The sequence below is a fragment of the Shewanella sp. 10N.286.54.B9 genome, from assembly GCF_041468565.1.
GTDB lineage: Bacteria > Pseudomonadota > Gammaproteobacteria > Enterobacterales > Shewanellaceae > Shewanella.
In genome coordinates this window covers 1-14,508 of sequence record NZ_JBFRIY010000015.1, presented here as the reverse complement: position 1 = coordinate 14,508, position 14,508 = coordinate 1, and the positions used below count along the sequence as shown (strand labels likewise).

The 14,508-nt window shown below is 44.5% G+C and carries 16 protein-coding genes; 12 read left to right on the top strand and 4 right to left on the bottom strand.

All coding sequences use genetic code 11. From position 1 onward, the window contains the following. Positions 1-3 precede the first annotated feature (3 nt). From hslU to tsgA, 4 genes are all read left to right on the top strand, one after another. On the top strand, positions 4-1,329 hold the full coding sequence (hslU, locus tag AB4135_RS04710; protein WP_371990748.1) for an ATP-dependent protease ATPase subunit HslU: 1,326 nt from the start codon (positions 4-6) through the stop codon (positions 1,327-1,329). A 383-nt stretch (positions 1,330-1,712) separates the two neighbouring features. Further along, positions 1,713-2,105, top strand: a complete 393-nt coding sequence (locus tag AB4135_RS04705; RefSeq protein WP_371990746.1) for a gamma-butyrobetaine hydroxylase-like domain-containing protein — start codon at positions 1,713-1,715, stop codon at positions 2,103-2,105. A gap of 243 nt (positions 2,106-2,348) precedes the next feature. Next, positions 2,349-3,053 carry a purine-nucleoside phosphorylase gene (deoD, locus tag AB4135_RS04700; protein ID WP_371990744.1) on the top strand — a complete coding sequence of 235 codons (705 nt, stop codon included), beginning with the start codon at positions 2,349-2,351 and terminating at the stop codon, positions 3,051-3,053. A gap of 96 nt (positions 3,054-3,149) precedes the next feature. Further along, a complete protein-coding gene (gene tsgA, locus AB4135_RS04695) occupies positions 3,150-4,319 on the top strand; it encodes an MFS transporter TsgA (protein ID WP_371990742.1) in 1,170 nt (389 codons plus the stop codon). 50 nt (positions 4,320-4,369) lie between these two features. Here the strand turns inward: tsgA and AB4135_RS04690 are convergent, their stop codons facing one another. The 4 genes from AB4135_RS04690 to AB4135_RS04675 all read right to left on the bottom strand — a co-directional run bounded on the left by AB4135_RS04690 (position 4,370) and on the right by AB4135_RS04675 (position 7,480). Then, positions 4,370-5,041 carry a Crp/Fnr family transcriptional regulator gene (locus AB4135_RS04690; protein WP_371990740.1) on the bottom strand — a complete coding sequence of 224 codons (672 nt, stop codon included), beginning with the start codon at positions 5,039-5,041 and terminating at the stop codon, positions 4,370-4,372. Positions 5,042-5,149: 108 nt separating this feature from the next. Continuing rightward, complete coding sequence (locus AB4135_RS04685; RefSeq protein ID WP_371990738.1) at positions 5,150-6,205, bottom strand: MJ1255/VC2487 family glycosyltransferase; 1,056 nt, start codon at positions 6,203-6,205, stop codon at positions 5,150-5,152. Between the two features lie 9 nt (positions 6,206-6,214). Next, a complete protein-coding gene (locus AB4135_RS04680) occupies positions 6,215-6,727 on the bottom strand; it encodes a phosphatase PAP2 family protein (protein ID WP_371990736.1) in 513 nt (170 codons plus the stop codon). Positions 6,728-7,228: 501 nt separating this feature from the next. Next, positions 7,229-7,480, bottom strand: a complete 252-nt coding sequence (locus AB4135_RS04675) for a YgjV family protein (protein WP_020910667.1) — start codon at positions 7,478-7,480, stop codon at positions 7,229-7,231. Positions 7,481-7,815: 335 nt separating this feature from the next. On the opposite strand from AB4135_RS04675, the gene rraA reads away from it, so the two are divergent. The 8 genes from rraA to tatC all read left to right on the top strand — a co-directional run bounded on the left by rraA (position 7,816) and on the right by tatC (position 14,241). Further along, a complete protein-coding gene (rraA, locus tag AB4135_RS04670) occupies positions 7,816-8,301 on the top strand; it encodes a ribonuclease E activity regulator RraA (RefSeq protein WP_371990734.1) in 486 nt (161 codons plus the stop codon). 195 nt (positions 8,302-8,496) lie between these two features. Then, positions 8,497-9,528, top strand: coding sequence for a formimidoylglutamase (locus AB4135_RS04665; protein ID WP_371990732.1), 1,032 nt, complete (start codon positions 8,497-8,499; stop codon positions 9,526-9,528). Positions 9,529-9,730: 202 nt separating this feature from the next. After that, a complete protein-coding gene (gene ubiE / locus AB4135_RS04660; RefSeq protein ID WP_220736840.1) occupies positions 9,731-10,486 on the top strand; it encodes a bifunctional demethylmenaquinone methyltransferase/2-methoxy-6-polyprenyl-1,4-benzoquinol methylase UbiE in 756 nt (251 codons plus the stop codon). Between the two features lie 11 nt (positions 10,487-10,497). Further along, positions 10,498-11,121: an SCP2 domain-containing protein gene (locus AB4135_RS04655; RefSeq protein ID WP_371990730.1), complete on the top strand. Its 624-nt coding sequence runs from the start codon at positions 10,498-10,500 to the stop codon at positions 11,119-11,121. Then, a complete protein-coding gene (gene ubiB, locus AB4135_RS04650; RefSeq protein ID WP_371990728.1) occupies positions 11,118-12,767 on the top strand; it encodes a ubiquinone biosynthesis regulatory protein kinase UbiB in 1,650 nt (549 codons plus the stop codon). The genes AB4135_RS04655 and ubiB overlap by 4 nt, the downstream gene beginning before the upstream one ends. Before the next feature lie 61 nt (positions 12,768-12,828). Then, positions 12,829-13,068: a Sec-independent protein translocase subunit TatA gene (gene tatA, locus AB4135_RS04645; RefSeq protein WP_220736837.1), complete on the top strand. Its 240-nt coding sequence runs from the start codon at positions 12,829-12,831 to the stop codon at positions 13,066-13,068. A gap of 6 nt (positions 13,069-13,074) precedes the next feature. Next, positions 13,075-13,470: a Sec-independent protein translocase protein TatB gene (gene tatB / locus AB4135_RS04640; protein ID WP_371990726.1), complete on the top strand. Its 396-nt coding sequence runs from the start codon at positions 13,075-13,077 to the stop codon at positions 13,468-13,470. A 3-nt stretch (positions 13,471-13,473) separates the two neighbouring features. Further along, entirely contained in the window at positions 13,474-14,241 is a 768-nt protein-coding gene (tatC, locus tag AB4135_RS04635) for a twin-arginine translocase subunit TatC (RefSeq protein ID WP_371990724.1), read from the top strand. Positions 14,242-14,508 lie beyond the last annotated feature (267 nt).

Genomic DNA, 14,508 nt, shown 5'->3' with positions numbered 1-14,508 from the left:
ATTATGTCTGAGATGACACCACGCGAAATCGTCCATGAGCTAGATAGCCACATTATCGGCCAGCAAAAAGCCAAGCGCTCTGTTGCCATTGCGCTGCGTAACCGCTGGCGCCGCATGCAGCTTGCTGCGGATCTTCGCCAAGAAGTCACCCCAAAGAACATTCTAATGATTGGCCCAACCGGTGTCGGTAAAACTGAAATTGCTCGCCGTTTAGCCCGTCTAGCGAAAGCGCCTTTTATTAAGGTCGAAGCGACCAAATTTACTGAAGTTGGCTATGTCGGTAAAGAGGTCGAGCAGATCATCCGCGATCTTACCGATTCTGCAATTAAGCTGACTCGTGAAGAGCAGATGAGCAAATGTAAGTTTAGAGCTGAAGAAGCTGCTGAAGAACGTATTCTCGATGCTTTGCTTCCTAAGCCAAAAGAAGATTGGGACAACGAAAAGCCAAGCGACAATGCCACTCGCCAGGTGTTCCGTAAAAAATTGCGTGAAGGTCAGCTAGACGACAAAGAGATTGAAATTGATGTTTCTGCGCCGCAAGCAGGCATTGAAATTATGTCTCCTCCAGGCATGGAAGAGATGACCAATCAGCTACAAAGCATGTTCCAGAACATGGGTCCTGGTGCGAGTAAGCGTCGTAAGATGCCGATTAAAGAAGCTCACAAGCTTTTAATCGAAGAGGAAGCCGCTAAATTAGTCAACCAGGAAGATCTGAAAGAGCAAGCAATCGAATTGGTTGAACAGCACGGTATCGTGTTCCTCGATGAGATAGATAAGATCTGTAAACGTGGCGAGTCTTCTGGTCCTGATGTTTCCCGTGAAGGTGTACAACGTGATCTACTGCCATTAGTTGAAGGTTGTACGGTCAACACTAAACACGGCATGGTCAAGACTGACCACATCCTATTTATTGCCTCAGGTGCATTCCAGATGTCGAAGCCGTCTGACTTGATCCCTGAGCTACAAGGTCGTTTGCCAATTCGCGTTGAACTTGATGCGTTATCAGCGGGTGACTTTAAACGCATTTTGACCGAACCGTTTGCCTCGCTCACTGAGCAATATGTTGCCTTAATGGGTACTGAAGGGGTAAAAGTTGAATTCAGCGAAAGTGGTATCGACGCTATTGCCGAAGCAGCGTGGCAGGTTAATGAGCGTACTGAAAATATTGGTGCTCGTCGTCTGCACACGGTTATGGAGCGTTTGATGGAAGAGTTGTCCTATGAAGCCTCTGATAAATCAGGTTCTGTGACCGTTGTTGATGCTGACTATGTCAAAGCGCACTTAGATAACTTGGTACAAGACGAAGACTTGAGCCGCTTTATTCTCTAGTGTCATTACTAGGGACTATTGGTCTTTCACGGTTGTTTTTGCCGCAGTTTATTGGCTATTTTTACAAGGCGAAGGCTATGCCGTTTAGTTATTCTCCACAAATAGTCTACAACACAGTAAAAATAGCCAAGAAACGCGGCCCTTTGGGGTCGATTCAATGCTTCTATTACGGCGTTATGAGCTTTTCACTTAGCCAGCTAAGCTTCATCGCTCAAGCCTTGTACTAGAAGCATTATTCTTTACGGTAAAGAACCGAACAAAAACTAAGCTCGAAAGATCAACAGCCCCTAGGCAAAAGCTAAATGAGTGATGGCGGTTAAGGACTTTTAGGTGCTTAACCGCTATGCTGTTTTTAGACCCTAGCACTTTAAAGAAACAAACTTATGACCCAAGACAGTACTCCGAATGTTGAATCCTTAAAGTTGAAGCGTAAATCGCGCCAGTTAGAGATGCAGTTTGATAATGGCGAAAGCTATCAGCTTAGCTGCGAAATGCTAAGAGTTTACTCACCATCAGCAGAAGTCCATGGCCACGGCAACCCTGTGCTGGTTACTCACAAGAAGAACGTCAACATCTCTGCGATTGAACCCGTTGGTAACTACGCGGTTAAAATTGTGTTTGATGACGGCCACGATACAGGTCTTTTCTCATGGAAAGTACTGTATGACCTAGCAACACATCAAGTGGATCTGTGGGAGAAATACCTCGCACGCCTACGCGCTGAAAAAGCCAGCCGTGAGCCATTAATCGATATGGCGGTTAAATATCATAAGTAATGCCAGCAAGCACAAAGGTTTACTCGCTCAGCGAGAGTTTAGTGGCTTTGGGATTAACCAATGAGCTAAGTCACGTATCAGGCTGTGACAATCAATTTAACTTCACAAAAATGGCGCCTAACGGCGCCTTTTTTGTGATCGAACAGCTGATATAGTGTATTAATCAGCCTATGCGGACTTATGTCCTCTACGGATCACAATCAGGCTATTACTATCGGTTGTAATCAAAAAAGAGGATTACTCATGACTGCACATATCGATGGTAAAGCCGGTGATTTTGCCGAAACAATGATCATGCCTGGCGACCCACTTCGCGCTAAATATATCGCTGAAAACTTTCTAGATGACGCGGTAGAAGTGACCAATATCCGCAATATGTTTGGCTATACGGGTTTCTATAAAGGCCAGCGTATTTCAGTAATGGGTCACGGAATGGGCATTCCCTCTATGGTGCTTTACGCCCACGAACTGGTCACAGACTTTAATGTGAAACGCATTATTCGTGTTGGCAGCCTTGGGGCTACGCAGCAAGATGTAAAAATTAACGATGTCATTTTAGCCCAAGCCGCAGGTACCGACTCACCAACTAATGCTAAGCGTAGTAGTGGTTACCAAATGGCGACATCTGCCACATTTGATCTACTACACAAAGCGTACGCTATCTCCCAGCAAAAGCAGATCAATGTCAAAGTGGGTAACGTGTTCAGTGGCGACATGTACTACGACCCCGATGAAGACATGATCCCAGCGCTAGAACGCTTTGGCGTGTTAGGTGTTGATATGGAGGTTGCTGGTCTATATGGCCTTGCCCACCACCTAGGGTTTGAATCATTAGCTATTCTAACGGTATCTGACCACTGCTTAACTGGCGAAGAGACCAGTGCAGAAGCCCGTCAGTTAACCTTTAACCACATGATTGAGCTGGCATTAGAAACAGCCTGTCAGTAACACTTTTAAGCCGCATGATACTCGCTGTCACGCGGCTTAACTTTATACCAACCAGTATAAATATTTGATACAGCAAATTAGATCTAGGAACAGATGATGAAAAATAAAATATCCTTAACTTTGCTCAGCTTTTTAGCCAACTTTGTGATGGCAGGCTTTGCAACCCAGTTTGGTATGTTGATTGAACCTATTGCAGAGAAATTCTCCGCTAACGTTAACGAAGTGGCCTCTATTTTCTCGCTGCTCAACGGTGGCGCACTCGCAGGTACTATTGCCGCCTTTTTCTTAATAGAAAAAATCGGTGTCAAACGTATCACCCTCATCAGCTATTTCAGCATTGCACTAAGTGCTGCGGCGCTTCACTTCACCAGCTCATTATCTGTGGTGATGATTGCCATGACCGTTATTGGTCTGTGTGGCGGCGTTGGTTTATGTATCGCTGGCACGATTGTAGTATCAGTCTGGAAAGATAAAATCCAAAGCACCATGCTAGTTGTACAAGATGCCACCTTCAATGTTGCAGGTGTTGTTTTCCCACTCATCACTACTTATGCATTAAGTAATGCCCTTTCTTGGAGTTACAGCTACCTAGCCGTTGGTATTGTGGCGTTAGCGACTGCCGCTATCGCTCTTGCGACCAACTTCTCGCTGGTTGAAAGCCAAACAACAAATGAAACCGGCAAAGATGAATCTGAGTGGAACCTTGGCATCATTAGCGGTGGTCTAGGTTTATTCCTTGGTATGCTCGCGCTATATACCTTCCTCACTTGGGCGCCGATGTTCGTCAAAGAGAAATTTGATATTCCTTTTGAAGAAGCGGGTAACATCATCACCCAGTATTGGTCAGCAGCACTTATTGGCGCACTCGTATCAACTGTGATTGTATCAAGAGTGAAAATTGAGCACTTTATCATGGGGATGATTTCACTGGCGCTGATTATCACTGGCATGATCGTGACGACTGAAAATCTAGCTTGGATTGGCTACCTAACTTACGGTTACGGTTTTGCCTGTGCGGCGCTTTACAACGCCTTTATCGCTTACGGCGTGTCATTTGTAAAAACCGCCAGCAGCCGCAATGTCTCTTACATCTTGATAAGCGGTAGTGCCGGTGCGATGTTCAGCCCAGCGATTAGCTCAATGTTTGAAAGCATCATTGGCCTACAAACGGTGATGTACGCCATCCCTGTTATCTACGGCCTAATTATCGCGATGCTGCTTATCTCTAATAAACAAAAAGCGGCTCTAACGGCGCAAACAGCCTAAAGATTATTGATTAAACGGTGCAAAATAAACCTCGAGCTACGGCTTGAGGTTTATTCTATAAAGGCCTTTAAGCCTTCAAGATCGCAAATAATCAACCCCTCCTTATCACGCTTAATCAACTGCAGATCTTCAAGCTTCTTAACCGCTCGGCGATACACTCTGTCGGTCGTGGCAAAGCGTTCTGCCTCTAAATAGCATTTAGTGAAACCTTCAACGGGTTGATCTTGCAAATACTGATGGTAGAGGTCATAAGCGATGTTATACGCAATAGGATAAAGCATTCTGCGAGTAAAAATATCAACGGTATCTTGGTAATCTATTGCAATTGCACTGGCAAAAAACAGCGCAAACTGCGGCGTTTTCAATAATGCTTGCTGTAACTTATCACCATTAATAATCGACAGTTCTAACGGCTCTTCGGCAACAATATCCAGCTGACATAAGTAATCGGTAAAAAACTCCATCTCACCAAACAATTGCGAATCACAAGTCATGGTGCCGAGTTGAAAACTGCGACCATTTCTAGCGGTGTAACCCATTGAGATCCGCCCATGGGGCACCAAATATAAATCGGTTACCTGCTGCCCCTGCTGCATTAACTTATATTGAGCAGCAACCGTTTTCGTTTCGGTAATACACTCGCGCATGATCTGCTCAATAGCATCATGTTCTTGCTGCCATAAAGCGTGAAAGCGCCCTTTTTCAAGTGGTTTTAGTTGCATAATAATATCGGTTTAGCGAGTCGTTTGGCGAAAGACCTAAGTAGTATACTTAAGTCATCTTAAATTGCTCGCTTGATCGCTAAGCCAAAAGACAACAACCTTTAGCCGCTAACCACTCTTCTTTTGCCAACTTAATGGTAAGCTAACTTGTGACCAAAGTGACTGGCATAAAGCCTCTGGCTCTCGCCAATCACCTTTAAGGATCCAACTCACCAGTGCATCCCCGACTTCTGGATAGCTAATAGGTTCTGGCATAGGCGCTTTTAACCAGCGGCGAAGTACGTCTGGTTCAAGCCGTGACTTCATACATTCTGCGGCGCCCAGTAGTTCAAGCGCGGCAACATTTGATAGCTGCTCGAACTGACCAAGTAACGGTTTAATTAGTAATTTTTTACCTAACGTTAGCGCCTCGCTGGCCAGCTCAAACCCCGCGTTACCAATCACGCCACCACATCTTGCCATAGACCCTTTAAAGCCTTCTCTATCAAAGCCATGCCACTTTATATGTGCAGGCAACCCTTGCGGGCTTTTAGCTGCGTGGTAGACCAAGAATACGTAGTCAGAAAAAGGCGTTAAAAACTCAACAATCGACTGTGGCGACTCAAAAGGCAGATATACCAATACTTGAGATGACAGCACCTTATCGATTTTATCTACCTCGACAAAGGGCGGCAAAATAGCAAAACCAAAGTGATGCCAATGGCAGCCCAGTGCGATATCAACCGGAGCGAAGTAGTTCAACATGGTTTCGTTAAACCAGCTATCCCCCGCTTTGGGGACTGCAAAGTTAAGCGCTGCTTGATGACTAATTCCTATCGACGGTATCCCTTGGTTCTTCGCTGCCCAAGCAGACACGGGTTCATAGTCATTGAGCACCAAGTCATAACCACTTAAGTCGAGGTTTTTGACATCCTTCACAAACCCTAACCATGCATTCATTTTTGCGGTCTGTGCCACATTAACTCGACCATTTTGGGTCGCAAATGTCAGCCCTGACTGCACCCGGTATTGACCAAAGCATTGCATATCAAAGAACTGCTCGGCAGAGCGGCCTGAAAAGAAAAAATCAACATCGACTCCTTGTTTTTGCATGGCTTTGGCCATCACTCTAGCGCGGCTTAAGTGGCCGTTGCCCGTGCCTTGTACTCCATAAAGGATTTTCAATGCTCGCTCCTAAAATATGTGCTGGCTTAATACAACAGAAAACACACCAAGTGCCGCTCCAGCGACAATATCTAATGGGTAGTGAACCCCGAGGATCACCCGTGATAAACCAATACCTATTGCCCATAGAGCGGCAATATAAAACAGTTGTGGATAGAGAAGGTAAATACTGCTCGCCATTACAAAGGCAGCTGCTGTATGGCCAGATGGTAAACTGAATTTATCAGCAGGTTCAAAACGCGCGACACCGTCAGCTAAAGCATGACAAGGACGCTGTCTGCGGATCATATTTTTAAGGACTAGGTACAGAGGGAGTTCAATCAAATAAGCTGCTAACAACATGTTAAGTAGCGACTCGCCATTGCTGTCTAACAATAAAAATAGCAGCGCAACATAGAGATAAGCAGGGCCATTACCCGAGGAGGATAATGTTAATGCTATTGGCTGCAGCCCATTGTCTTGACCATGGCGCACTACAAATCGATAACAGCGTTTATCTAACCTTGAAATTGAGGCGAACATTGCAAGCTCCCAAAACATTGTTTGATAGCAAGCTATGAAATGTGCATGACGCCTAAGTGACAAAGAGTCTAAAGTTTTATGACATAGAGAAAATTGGCTGGGATATTTTGGATGAGGAGTCAATCTGCTAGCCCAATCATCGACAGACGATCAGGCTAGTATACCCGTGCTACCTGAATATGCAGGATTCAGTGGGAGTTTAATGGGCTTTAATCAAAGTCAGTTATTGCTCCTGCTAAACTGACATTCGCACCATCCCTGGTGCTTGCATTGATTGCCATTAATGGTCGCTCCCTTAGTAAAATCAATAACACCGAGTAAAGCCCCTGCTTTTTATATAGGAAACGCCCATCGCAGAAGGCCTTGTGCCAGCCCACTTCGTTGTTGCACTAACTTAAAAGGGAATAACCATTTCTACATTAATGCGCCTAGAATTGAACTGGCACAATGCCTCTGAAACGAGCATATTCAAGTAGAACGGGTATATAATTTTAAACAGGCTTAATCAGCAGCCAGTTCAGCATTATTGCGATTGCGGTAGATCTTTAGTAGGTGGTAGATATTGATACACGCTACGAAAGCGTTCATACCCGCTACAGGCCAAGCTTCGATTGATGCACCGTAAATGACGAACAGTGAACAACCAGTAAAGTTTAAACATCTCAACCAGATTATATCTTTCATCATCAGTGAAATCGCGACCATCACTGATGCAGCGTAACCAATGATTTCAATAGTATTAATAGCTTCCATAAGGCACCTTTTAGGCCCTCTGCCTTCCCTAAGCTAACTGGGGGATCCGTGCCCCTAAAGCGACTCAAAATTAAGTTAAGTTAATATATCTGCATGCATGCTAACAAAATTGAACCAAATTGGTAATAAAAAAACGTTATATAATGACCCAAGTCATGTTTTTGCTGTTTTAGTAACCTAGGTGTTGAAATATTACCACAAGAGTGCCAAACGGTGCCTTTATGGACAATTGCGTGATTGATAACACTTTTCTTTTCAAGAATCCCTTATATACTGGTTTAAATTACTTATTTGCTCAGATTTATGAGCTATGCCTACCCAGCAGGAGCGTTCTTATGGAATACAACACCTCAGAACTTTGTGACACTTATATCGATGTGGTTGATGTTGTCGAACCGATGTTCAGTAATTACGGTGGTTGTAACTCTTTTGGTGGTTCTATCAGCACCATAAAATGTTTCGAAGATAATGGCCTTATCATCGATGCTCTGCAAGAAGATGGCGAAGGCAAAGTACTATTAGTTGATGGTGGTGGTTCACTGCGCCGCGCCTTACTCGATGCATCAATCGCTCAGGTTGCTGTCGATAACAACTGGGAAGGGATTATCATCTACGGCTCTGTACGTGATGTTGATGCATTAGAAGATTTAGATATTGGCGTACAAGCTTTGGCATCTATTCCTGTCGGCGCCGATGGCAATGCGGTTGGTGAACCTGAGATCCCAGTCAACTTTGGCGGTGTGACTTTCTTACCAGGCGACCATGTTTATGCCGATAATACTGGTATTATTTTATCTCCAGAGCCGCTAGATATTGACTAGCGATGAGTTGTGAAGAGCCCTGCTCTTTTCAATTCGACCCGTTAAGCCAGCCTAACCGCTGGCTTTTTTAATGGCTGTTTTACCACAACAAGTCCAGCTGATAGCTACAAATCGTGACTCTGATGCATTTTGGCAAACAGCTACGATTGGTATTACACTATCGCCCATCAGGCTTTAAACAATAAGAATAAGAATATGAAGTACGTCACTCCCTTCACCAGCACCAAGTTAACCAACTTACTCAACCCTAGAGAGGGTGAAACTAAGCTAGGTCAACGTTTGCGTATTCCTGCAAGTAATGATCTTACGACCGAACTGACTCTGGCTAAAGCCGCAGAGTGCCGCTTTGCAATCATAGGTATTGGTGAAGATATTGGCCCGCGCGCCAATTTGGGGCGCGGCGGCTCAACCGATGCTTTTGACAGTGCCATGCAGCAGTTCACTAATATGCAGTCTAACCGTTTCTTGGATGGTGCAGAGTGTTTACTACTCGGGCAAATTGAAACCACAGATTTACAACTACCCGATGGCACTGATGCTGAGCAGCTTCGTCACAATGTAGAACACTTAGATAAACGCGTGATTGCAGTGGTATCTCAGGTAATGCAAGCAGGACTAGAGCCTATTGTGATTGGTGGCGGCCATAACAATGCCTATGGATTACTCATGGCAGCGAAAGCCAGCCATAAACGTCCGATTGCAGCCGTGAATCTTGACCCTCATTCAGATTTCAGGCCCAGAGAGGGTCGTCATAGTGGTAATGGATTTAGTTACGCTGCAGCATCAGGCGCTTTAGGGCTTTATCATGTGCTAGGGCTCCACGAACTTAAAAATAGCGAAGCGACATTAGAGCAACTTAAGGCGTTTGGTGGTGATTGGCATACTTTTCAACAGATCTGGGTTAGACGAGAACTGACTTTAGACACTGCGCTGAAATCCATCACTAAAGAGCTGAACAACAGCCAGTTACCTGTTGCTATAGAACTAGATTTGGATGCTATCACCAATATGCCTAGCAGCGCCTCGACGGCAGCTGGCGTACCGCTACTTGACGCCCTTTTCTACGTGAGTTATGTCGCTAAGCACTGTCCTTGTGCATACCTACATTTAGCAGAAGCCGCGCCGAGCTGTCATGTTGCAGGTGTGGAGGCTGGATATCGCGAAACAGGGCAAAGTATCAGCGAATTGATCTATAGCTATATCCACGGACGTATTAATGCATTGTAGTGAATAATAACGATTCAACATTGGTTGGTATTATGGTGTAATGCGCAGTCAATTTTACGATTGCCTGCATCTACGGCTTTTTTCGCTAGATCCAGTGGCTGATTGATAGATCCATCACATAGTGATAGATGAAAGATTCAGCAATTCGGTTTGATGACTTACAATCGCCATAATTCAACAGTTAACGTATAGGAATAGATAGATGTCAGAGGAAACTCCAAAGAGCACTCACTTCGGTTACAAGACCGTTGAAGCTGAGCAAAAGGCCGACATGGTCGCTGGCGTATTCCATTCTGTTGCCGCTAAATACGACATAATGAATGACGTAATGTCTTTTGGTATCCACCGCATGTGGAAACGCTTCACCATCGAAAGTGCTGGTGCACGTCCAGGTATGAAGGTACTCGATTTAGCCGGTGGTACAGGTGATCTGACAGCTAAATTTTCGCACATTGTCGGCGAAAAAGGCCAAGTAACCTTAGCGGATATCAATGATTCAATGCTCAAGGTCGGCCGTGAGAAGCTGCGTGACAAAGGTATTGTTGGCAACGTGAACTACGTGCAAGCAAATGCTGAAGCACTGCCATTCCCAGACAACCACTTTGATATCATCACTATCGCTTTTGGCCTACGTAATGTGACCGACAAAGATGCAGCCATTGCGTCAATGTTGAGAGTACTAAAGCCTGGTGGAAAACTACTTATCCTTGAGTTTTCTAAGCCAAAGCATGAGATTATGCGTAAGGTCTATGACCTATATAGCTTTAAAGTAATGCCAAAAATGGGCGCATTGATTACCCAAGATGCTGACAGTTACGAATACCTTGCGGAATCTATCCGTATGCACCCTGATCAAGAGACCTTGAAGCAGATGATGGAAACCGCAGGTTTTGAGCAAGTAAACTATACCAATATGACTGACGGTATCGTGGCTTTGCATAAAGGTTACAAATTCTGATTGGACTCACTATGCCTCGTGACATGTCTCTACTCACTTGCGCAGCAATTGAAACGGGCTTAAACAAGCTAATCGCTCAATCGCCTGAAGACTACAGATCACTGCGTAGTCTTCATGGCAAAGTGCTTTGTATTCAATTGACTCAATTAAGTTGGCCTATTTACCTATTATTTGCTAAACAGGTCCAAGTGTTTAGCCAATATGAAGGTGATGTAACCACCAAGGTAAATGCCGACATCACGACGCTGTATCAACTGACTGAAGGCGCAAATCTGACTGAGCTTATTAAGCAAGACAAGCTTAGCCTTGAAGGTGATCTCAGTTTACTGCAGTCGTTTAGCCACTATATGCAAAGTGTCGAGCTAGACATAGCTGAACCGCTTTCTCATTATATAGGTGATGCTCCAACCCATTTTGTTAGCCAAGGTTTAAAGCAAGCAAAACAAGATATCAGCCAAGTATTTCAAAAGACTCGCTCTCATTTGGGCCAATTAACCACCGAAGAGTATCGACTGGCACCGCATAAACTCGAATATATTCACTTAAGTGATACTATCGAAGATATCGCACTAGACGTCGATGCTTTAGGCTCACGGATAGAGCTACTACTAAATAGGGCTAAAGCTAAACAATGACAGTAAAAAGTATCAAACGCGCTTATCAAGTCATCCGCACCACGCTCCACTATGGTCTCGATGATTTAATCCCCTCAAAGGTAACGCCTTGGTATTTTAAGTTGTTAAGAGGCTGTCTATTTTGGCTTAGAAATAAACACAAAGATAAAGTCGGTGGTGAACGCTTAAAGCTTGCAATGCAAGAGCTTGGGCCGGTTTACATAAAGTTTGGCCAAATGCTGTCGACTCGCCGCGATCTACTCAGCGATGAGTGGGCAGAAGAGCTAGCGATGTTGCAAGACAGAGTGCCTCCTTTTGATTCGGCCATTGCTCGCGCGTCAATCGAACAAGCACTCAATGCCCCTATCGAAACCTATTTCGATGATTTCGAAGATACGCCGCTCGCATCAGCATCCATTTCACAAGTGCATACTGCAACACTAAAGTCCAATGGTGCCAAAGTAGTACTCAAGGTTTTACGCCCTGATGTAGAGCAAAAAGTGCATGCTGATATTCAGCTGATGTCGCAAGCAGCTGACTTTTTAGAGACATTACTAGGCGCCAATAATCGCCTACGTCCAGCTGAAGTGATTGAAGATTACCGCACGACCATTGAAGGCGAGCTAAACCTTAAGCTCGAAGCGCTCAATGCAATAAAGTTACGCAATAACTTCCTTGATTCAAATGCGCTCTATATTCCTTATATGTACGAAGAGTTTTGTTTCACCCGACTCATTGTGATGGAACGCATCGACGGCGTACCCGTTTCAGATAAAGCAGCACTCGAAGCCCAAGGCACCAATTTGAAATTATTGGCTGAGCGTGGCGTCGAGCTGTTTTTCACCCAAGTATTTCGCGACAATTTTTTCCATGCAGATATGCATCCAGGCAATATCTTTGTCAGCCGAGAACATCCAAACGATCCGTTCTACATCGGTTTAGACTGCGGCATAATGGGCACGCTTACCGATGAAGATAAACGCTACTTAGCCGAGAACTTCCTCGCTTTCTTTAATCGCGACTATCGCCGTATTGCGCAGCTCTACATCGAATCAGGCTGGGTTTCTGCCGATACTGATGTCAGCGCTTTTGAACAAGCCGTCAAAGTCGTCTGCGAGCCAATGTTTAACAAACCACTGGATGAGATCTCATTTGGCCACGTACTGCTAGAATTATTTAGAACCGCACGTCGATTCGACATGGTAGTACAACCACAACTAGTGCTTCTTGAAAAGACACTACTTTACATCGAAGGCCTTGGGCGTCAGCTGTACCCTCAGCTGGATTTATGGCAAACCGCTAAACCTTTCTTAGAAGATTGGATGGCAGAGCAAGTTGGTCCTAAAGCCATGGCAGGAAAAATTAAGCAGCAGCTTCCCTATTGGGCTGACCAGCTGCCAGAGTTGCCAGAGCTCATCTACGACAATTTAAAAATGGGTCGTAATTTGGCTAAAACCCATAACAAATTGCTCGATCGATATCTAAAACATCAGCAAAAAGCCCATAAAAGTAACTATCTTTTGATCACATCCGCTAGTTTAGTGATCTGTGGCACTATTTTGTTAAATCAAGACGCTACACTATGGGCTTCTTACGGCAGCATCGGCGCTGGCCTCATTTTATGGGTGCTCGGATGGCGATCTAGGCCAAAGAATCGCAAATTTTAGCTAGACCTAAATAACCAAAGGTTCATAATAGAACCAGTATCTAAATTAAGAGGATTCGTACATGGGTGGCATTAGTATTTGGCAACTTCTTATTATTGCATTAATTGTAGTATTATTGTTTGGAACTAAGAAGTTACGCTCACTAGGTGGCGATTTAGGTGGAGCAGTTAAAGGCTTCAAGAACGCCATGTCTTCTGAAGAAGAGAAGAAGGCTCTAGAAGACAGTGCAGCTGAAAAAACAGCTGAAAGCACTGACACAGCCGAAAAAAAGGCTGAATCTAAGGACAAAGAACAGGCGTAATCGACTATGTTCGACGGTATCGGCTTTATGGAGTTGCTGTTGATTGGAGTCTTGGGGCTAGTTGTACTCGGCCCTGAAAGACTTCCCGTCGCCGTGCGCTCAATCTCAGGCTGGATCCGCGCCATGAAGAAGATGGCGAACTCAGTGAAAGACGAATTAGAGCAAGAGCTTAAAATCGAGCAGTTGCATACTGATTTGAAGAAAGCAGAAAACCAAGGCCTTAAAAACCTTGCACCTGAGTTACAGGATTCAATCGATCAACTAAAACAAGCAGCGGAATCTGTTAACCGTCCTTATCAAGTAGAAGATGCTCCTTCGGCAAAAGAAACACCCGCCAAAGAAACAACGACTCCTGAGGCAACTTCGACAGAGAACGCTAAGTCTGACAAACCTAACGGGTAGTCCATGTCACAACAACAGCCGTTAATAAGCCATTTGCTTGAATTGCGTAATAAGCTACTTCGAGCAATTGGTAGTGTTCTCTTGGTGTTTATCTGTTTGGTCTATTGGGCCAATGATATTTACCATTATATGGCCATCCCACTCATGCAAGCTCTGCCCGAATCGAGCAGCATGATTGCAACGGATGTTGCCGCACCATTTTTTGCACCATTCAAACTGACCTTAGTATTGGCTTTCTTTATTGCCATTCCTTATGTTCTGTTTCAGATATGGTCATTTGTTGCGCCAGGGCTCTATAAGCATGAAAAGCGTTTAGTGGTGCCACTACTCGCAAGCAGTACCTTGCTATTTTACCTCGGTATTGCATTTGCCTATTACGTGGTATTTCCAGTAGTGTTTGGCTTCTTCACTAGCGTAGCCCCAGATGGCGTTGAAGTTGCGACTGATATCAGTAGTTATTTAAGTTTCATTTTAAAGCTATTTTTCGCATTTGGTTTAGCCTTTGAAATACCTGTAGCGGTAGTGCTTTTATGCTGGGCCGGTGTGACTACACCGGAAGAGCTGAAGAAGAAACGCCCTTATATTGTGGTAGGCGCATTTATTGTCGGCATGTTATTAACTCCGCCGGATATCATTTCACAAACAATGCTCGCGATTCCAATGCTAGTGTTATTTGAAGGTGGCTTAATCGCTGCACGCTTCTACAGTAAAGGTGAGTCCGAAGAAGAGGACGATGAAGACACCACAGAAGAGAGTGAAGGCAGTAAGTAGCCAAGAGATATAAATACAACGAGTTAACAAAAGGTATTGCCGTTCATCAAAGATGAAGCAATACCTTTTTTGTTTGTAACATTAGAGCTTGATTAGACTTTAGAGCACCTCTGCAATTCATACCGTCCTACAACCCTAAATCAGCAGTAGCAAGCCACCTTTAACTCTCTATTTACCAATGGCATTAAGTATTTGACCCGTTCAGAGCCCCCCTGTCTTTTCAATTCAAAACACATTGGTAAAGAAATGGTTATACCAATCAGTATA

What these genes read in the sequence shown, in the direction of transcription:
- hslU (WP_371990748.1), top strand. Translation starts at nt 4, where the DNA reads ATGTCTGAGATGACACCACGCGAAATCGTCCATGAGCTAGATAGCCAC.
- AB4135_RS04705 (WP_371990746.1), top strand. Translation starts at nt 1,713, where the DNA reads ATGACCCAAGACAGTACTCCGAATGTTGAATCCTTAAAGTTGAAGCGT.
- deoD (WP_371990744.1), top strand. Translation starts at nt 2,349, where the DNA reads ATGACTGCACATATCGATGGTAAAGCCGGTGATTTTGCCGAAACAATG.
- tsgA (WP_371990742.1), top strand. Translation starts at nt 3,150, where the DNA reads ATGAAAAATAAAATATCCTTAACTTTGCTCAGCTTTTTAGCCAACTTT.
- AB4135_RS04690 (WP_371990740.1), bottom strand. Translation starts at nt 5,041, where the DNA reads ATGCAACTAAAACCACTTGAAAAAGGGCGCTTTCACGCTTTATGGCAG.
- AB4135_RS04680 (WP_371990736.1), bottom strand. Translation starts at nt 6,727, where the DNA reads ATGTTCGCCTCAATTTCAAGGTTAGATAAACGCTGTTATCGATTTGTA.
- AB4135_RS04675 (WP_020910667.1), bottom strand. Translation starts at nt 7,480, where the DNA reads ATGGAAGCTATTAATACTATTGAAATCATTGGTTACGCTGCATCAGTG.
- rraA (WP_371990734.1), top strand. Translation starts at nt 7,816, where the DNA reads ATGGAATACAACACCTCAGAACTTTGTGACACTTATATCGATGTGGTT.
- AB4135_RS04665 (WP_371990732.1), top strand. Translation starts at nt 8,497, where the DNA reads ATGAAGTACGTCACTCCCTTCACCAGCACCAAGTTAACCAACTTACTC.
- ubiE (WP_220736840.1), top strand. Translation starts at nt 9,731, where the DNA reads ATGTCAGAGGAAACTCCAAAGAGCACTCACTTCGGTTACAAGACCGTT.
- AB4135_RS04655 (WP_371990730.1), top strand. Translation starts at nt 10,498, where the DNA reads ATGCCTCGTGACATGTCTCTACTCACTTGCGCAGCAATTGAAACGGGC.
- ubiB (WP_371990728.1), top strand. Translation starts at nt 11,118, where the DNA reads ATGACAGTAAAAAGTATCAAACGCGCTTATCAAGTCATCCGCACCACG.
- tatA (WP_220736837.1), top strand. Translation starts at nt 12,829, where the DNA reads ATGGGTGGCATTAGTATTTGGCAACTTCTTATTATTGCATTAATTGTA.
- tatB (WP_371990726.1), top strand. Translation starts at nt 13,075, where the DNA reads ATGTTCGACGGTATCGGCTTTATGGAGTTGCTGTTGATTGGAGTCTTG.
- tatC (WP_371990724.1), top strand. Translation starts at nt 13,474, where the DNA reads ATGTCACAACAACAGCCGTTAATAAGCCATTTGCTTGAATTGCGTAAT.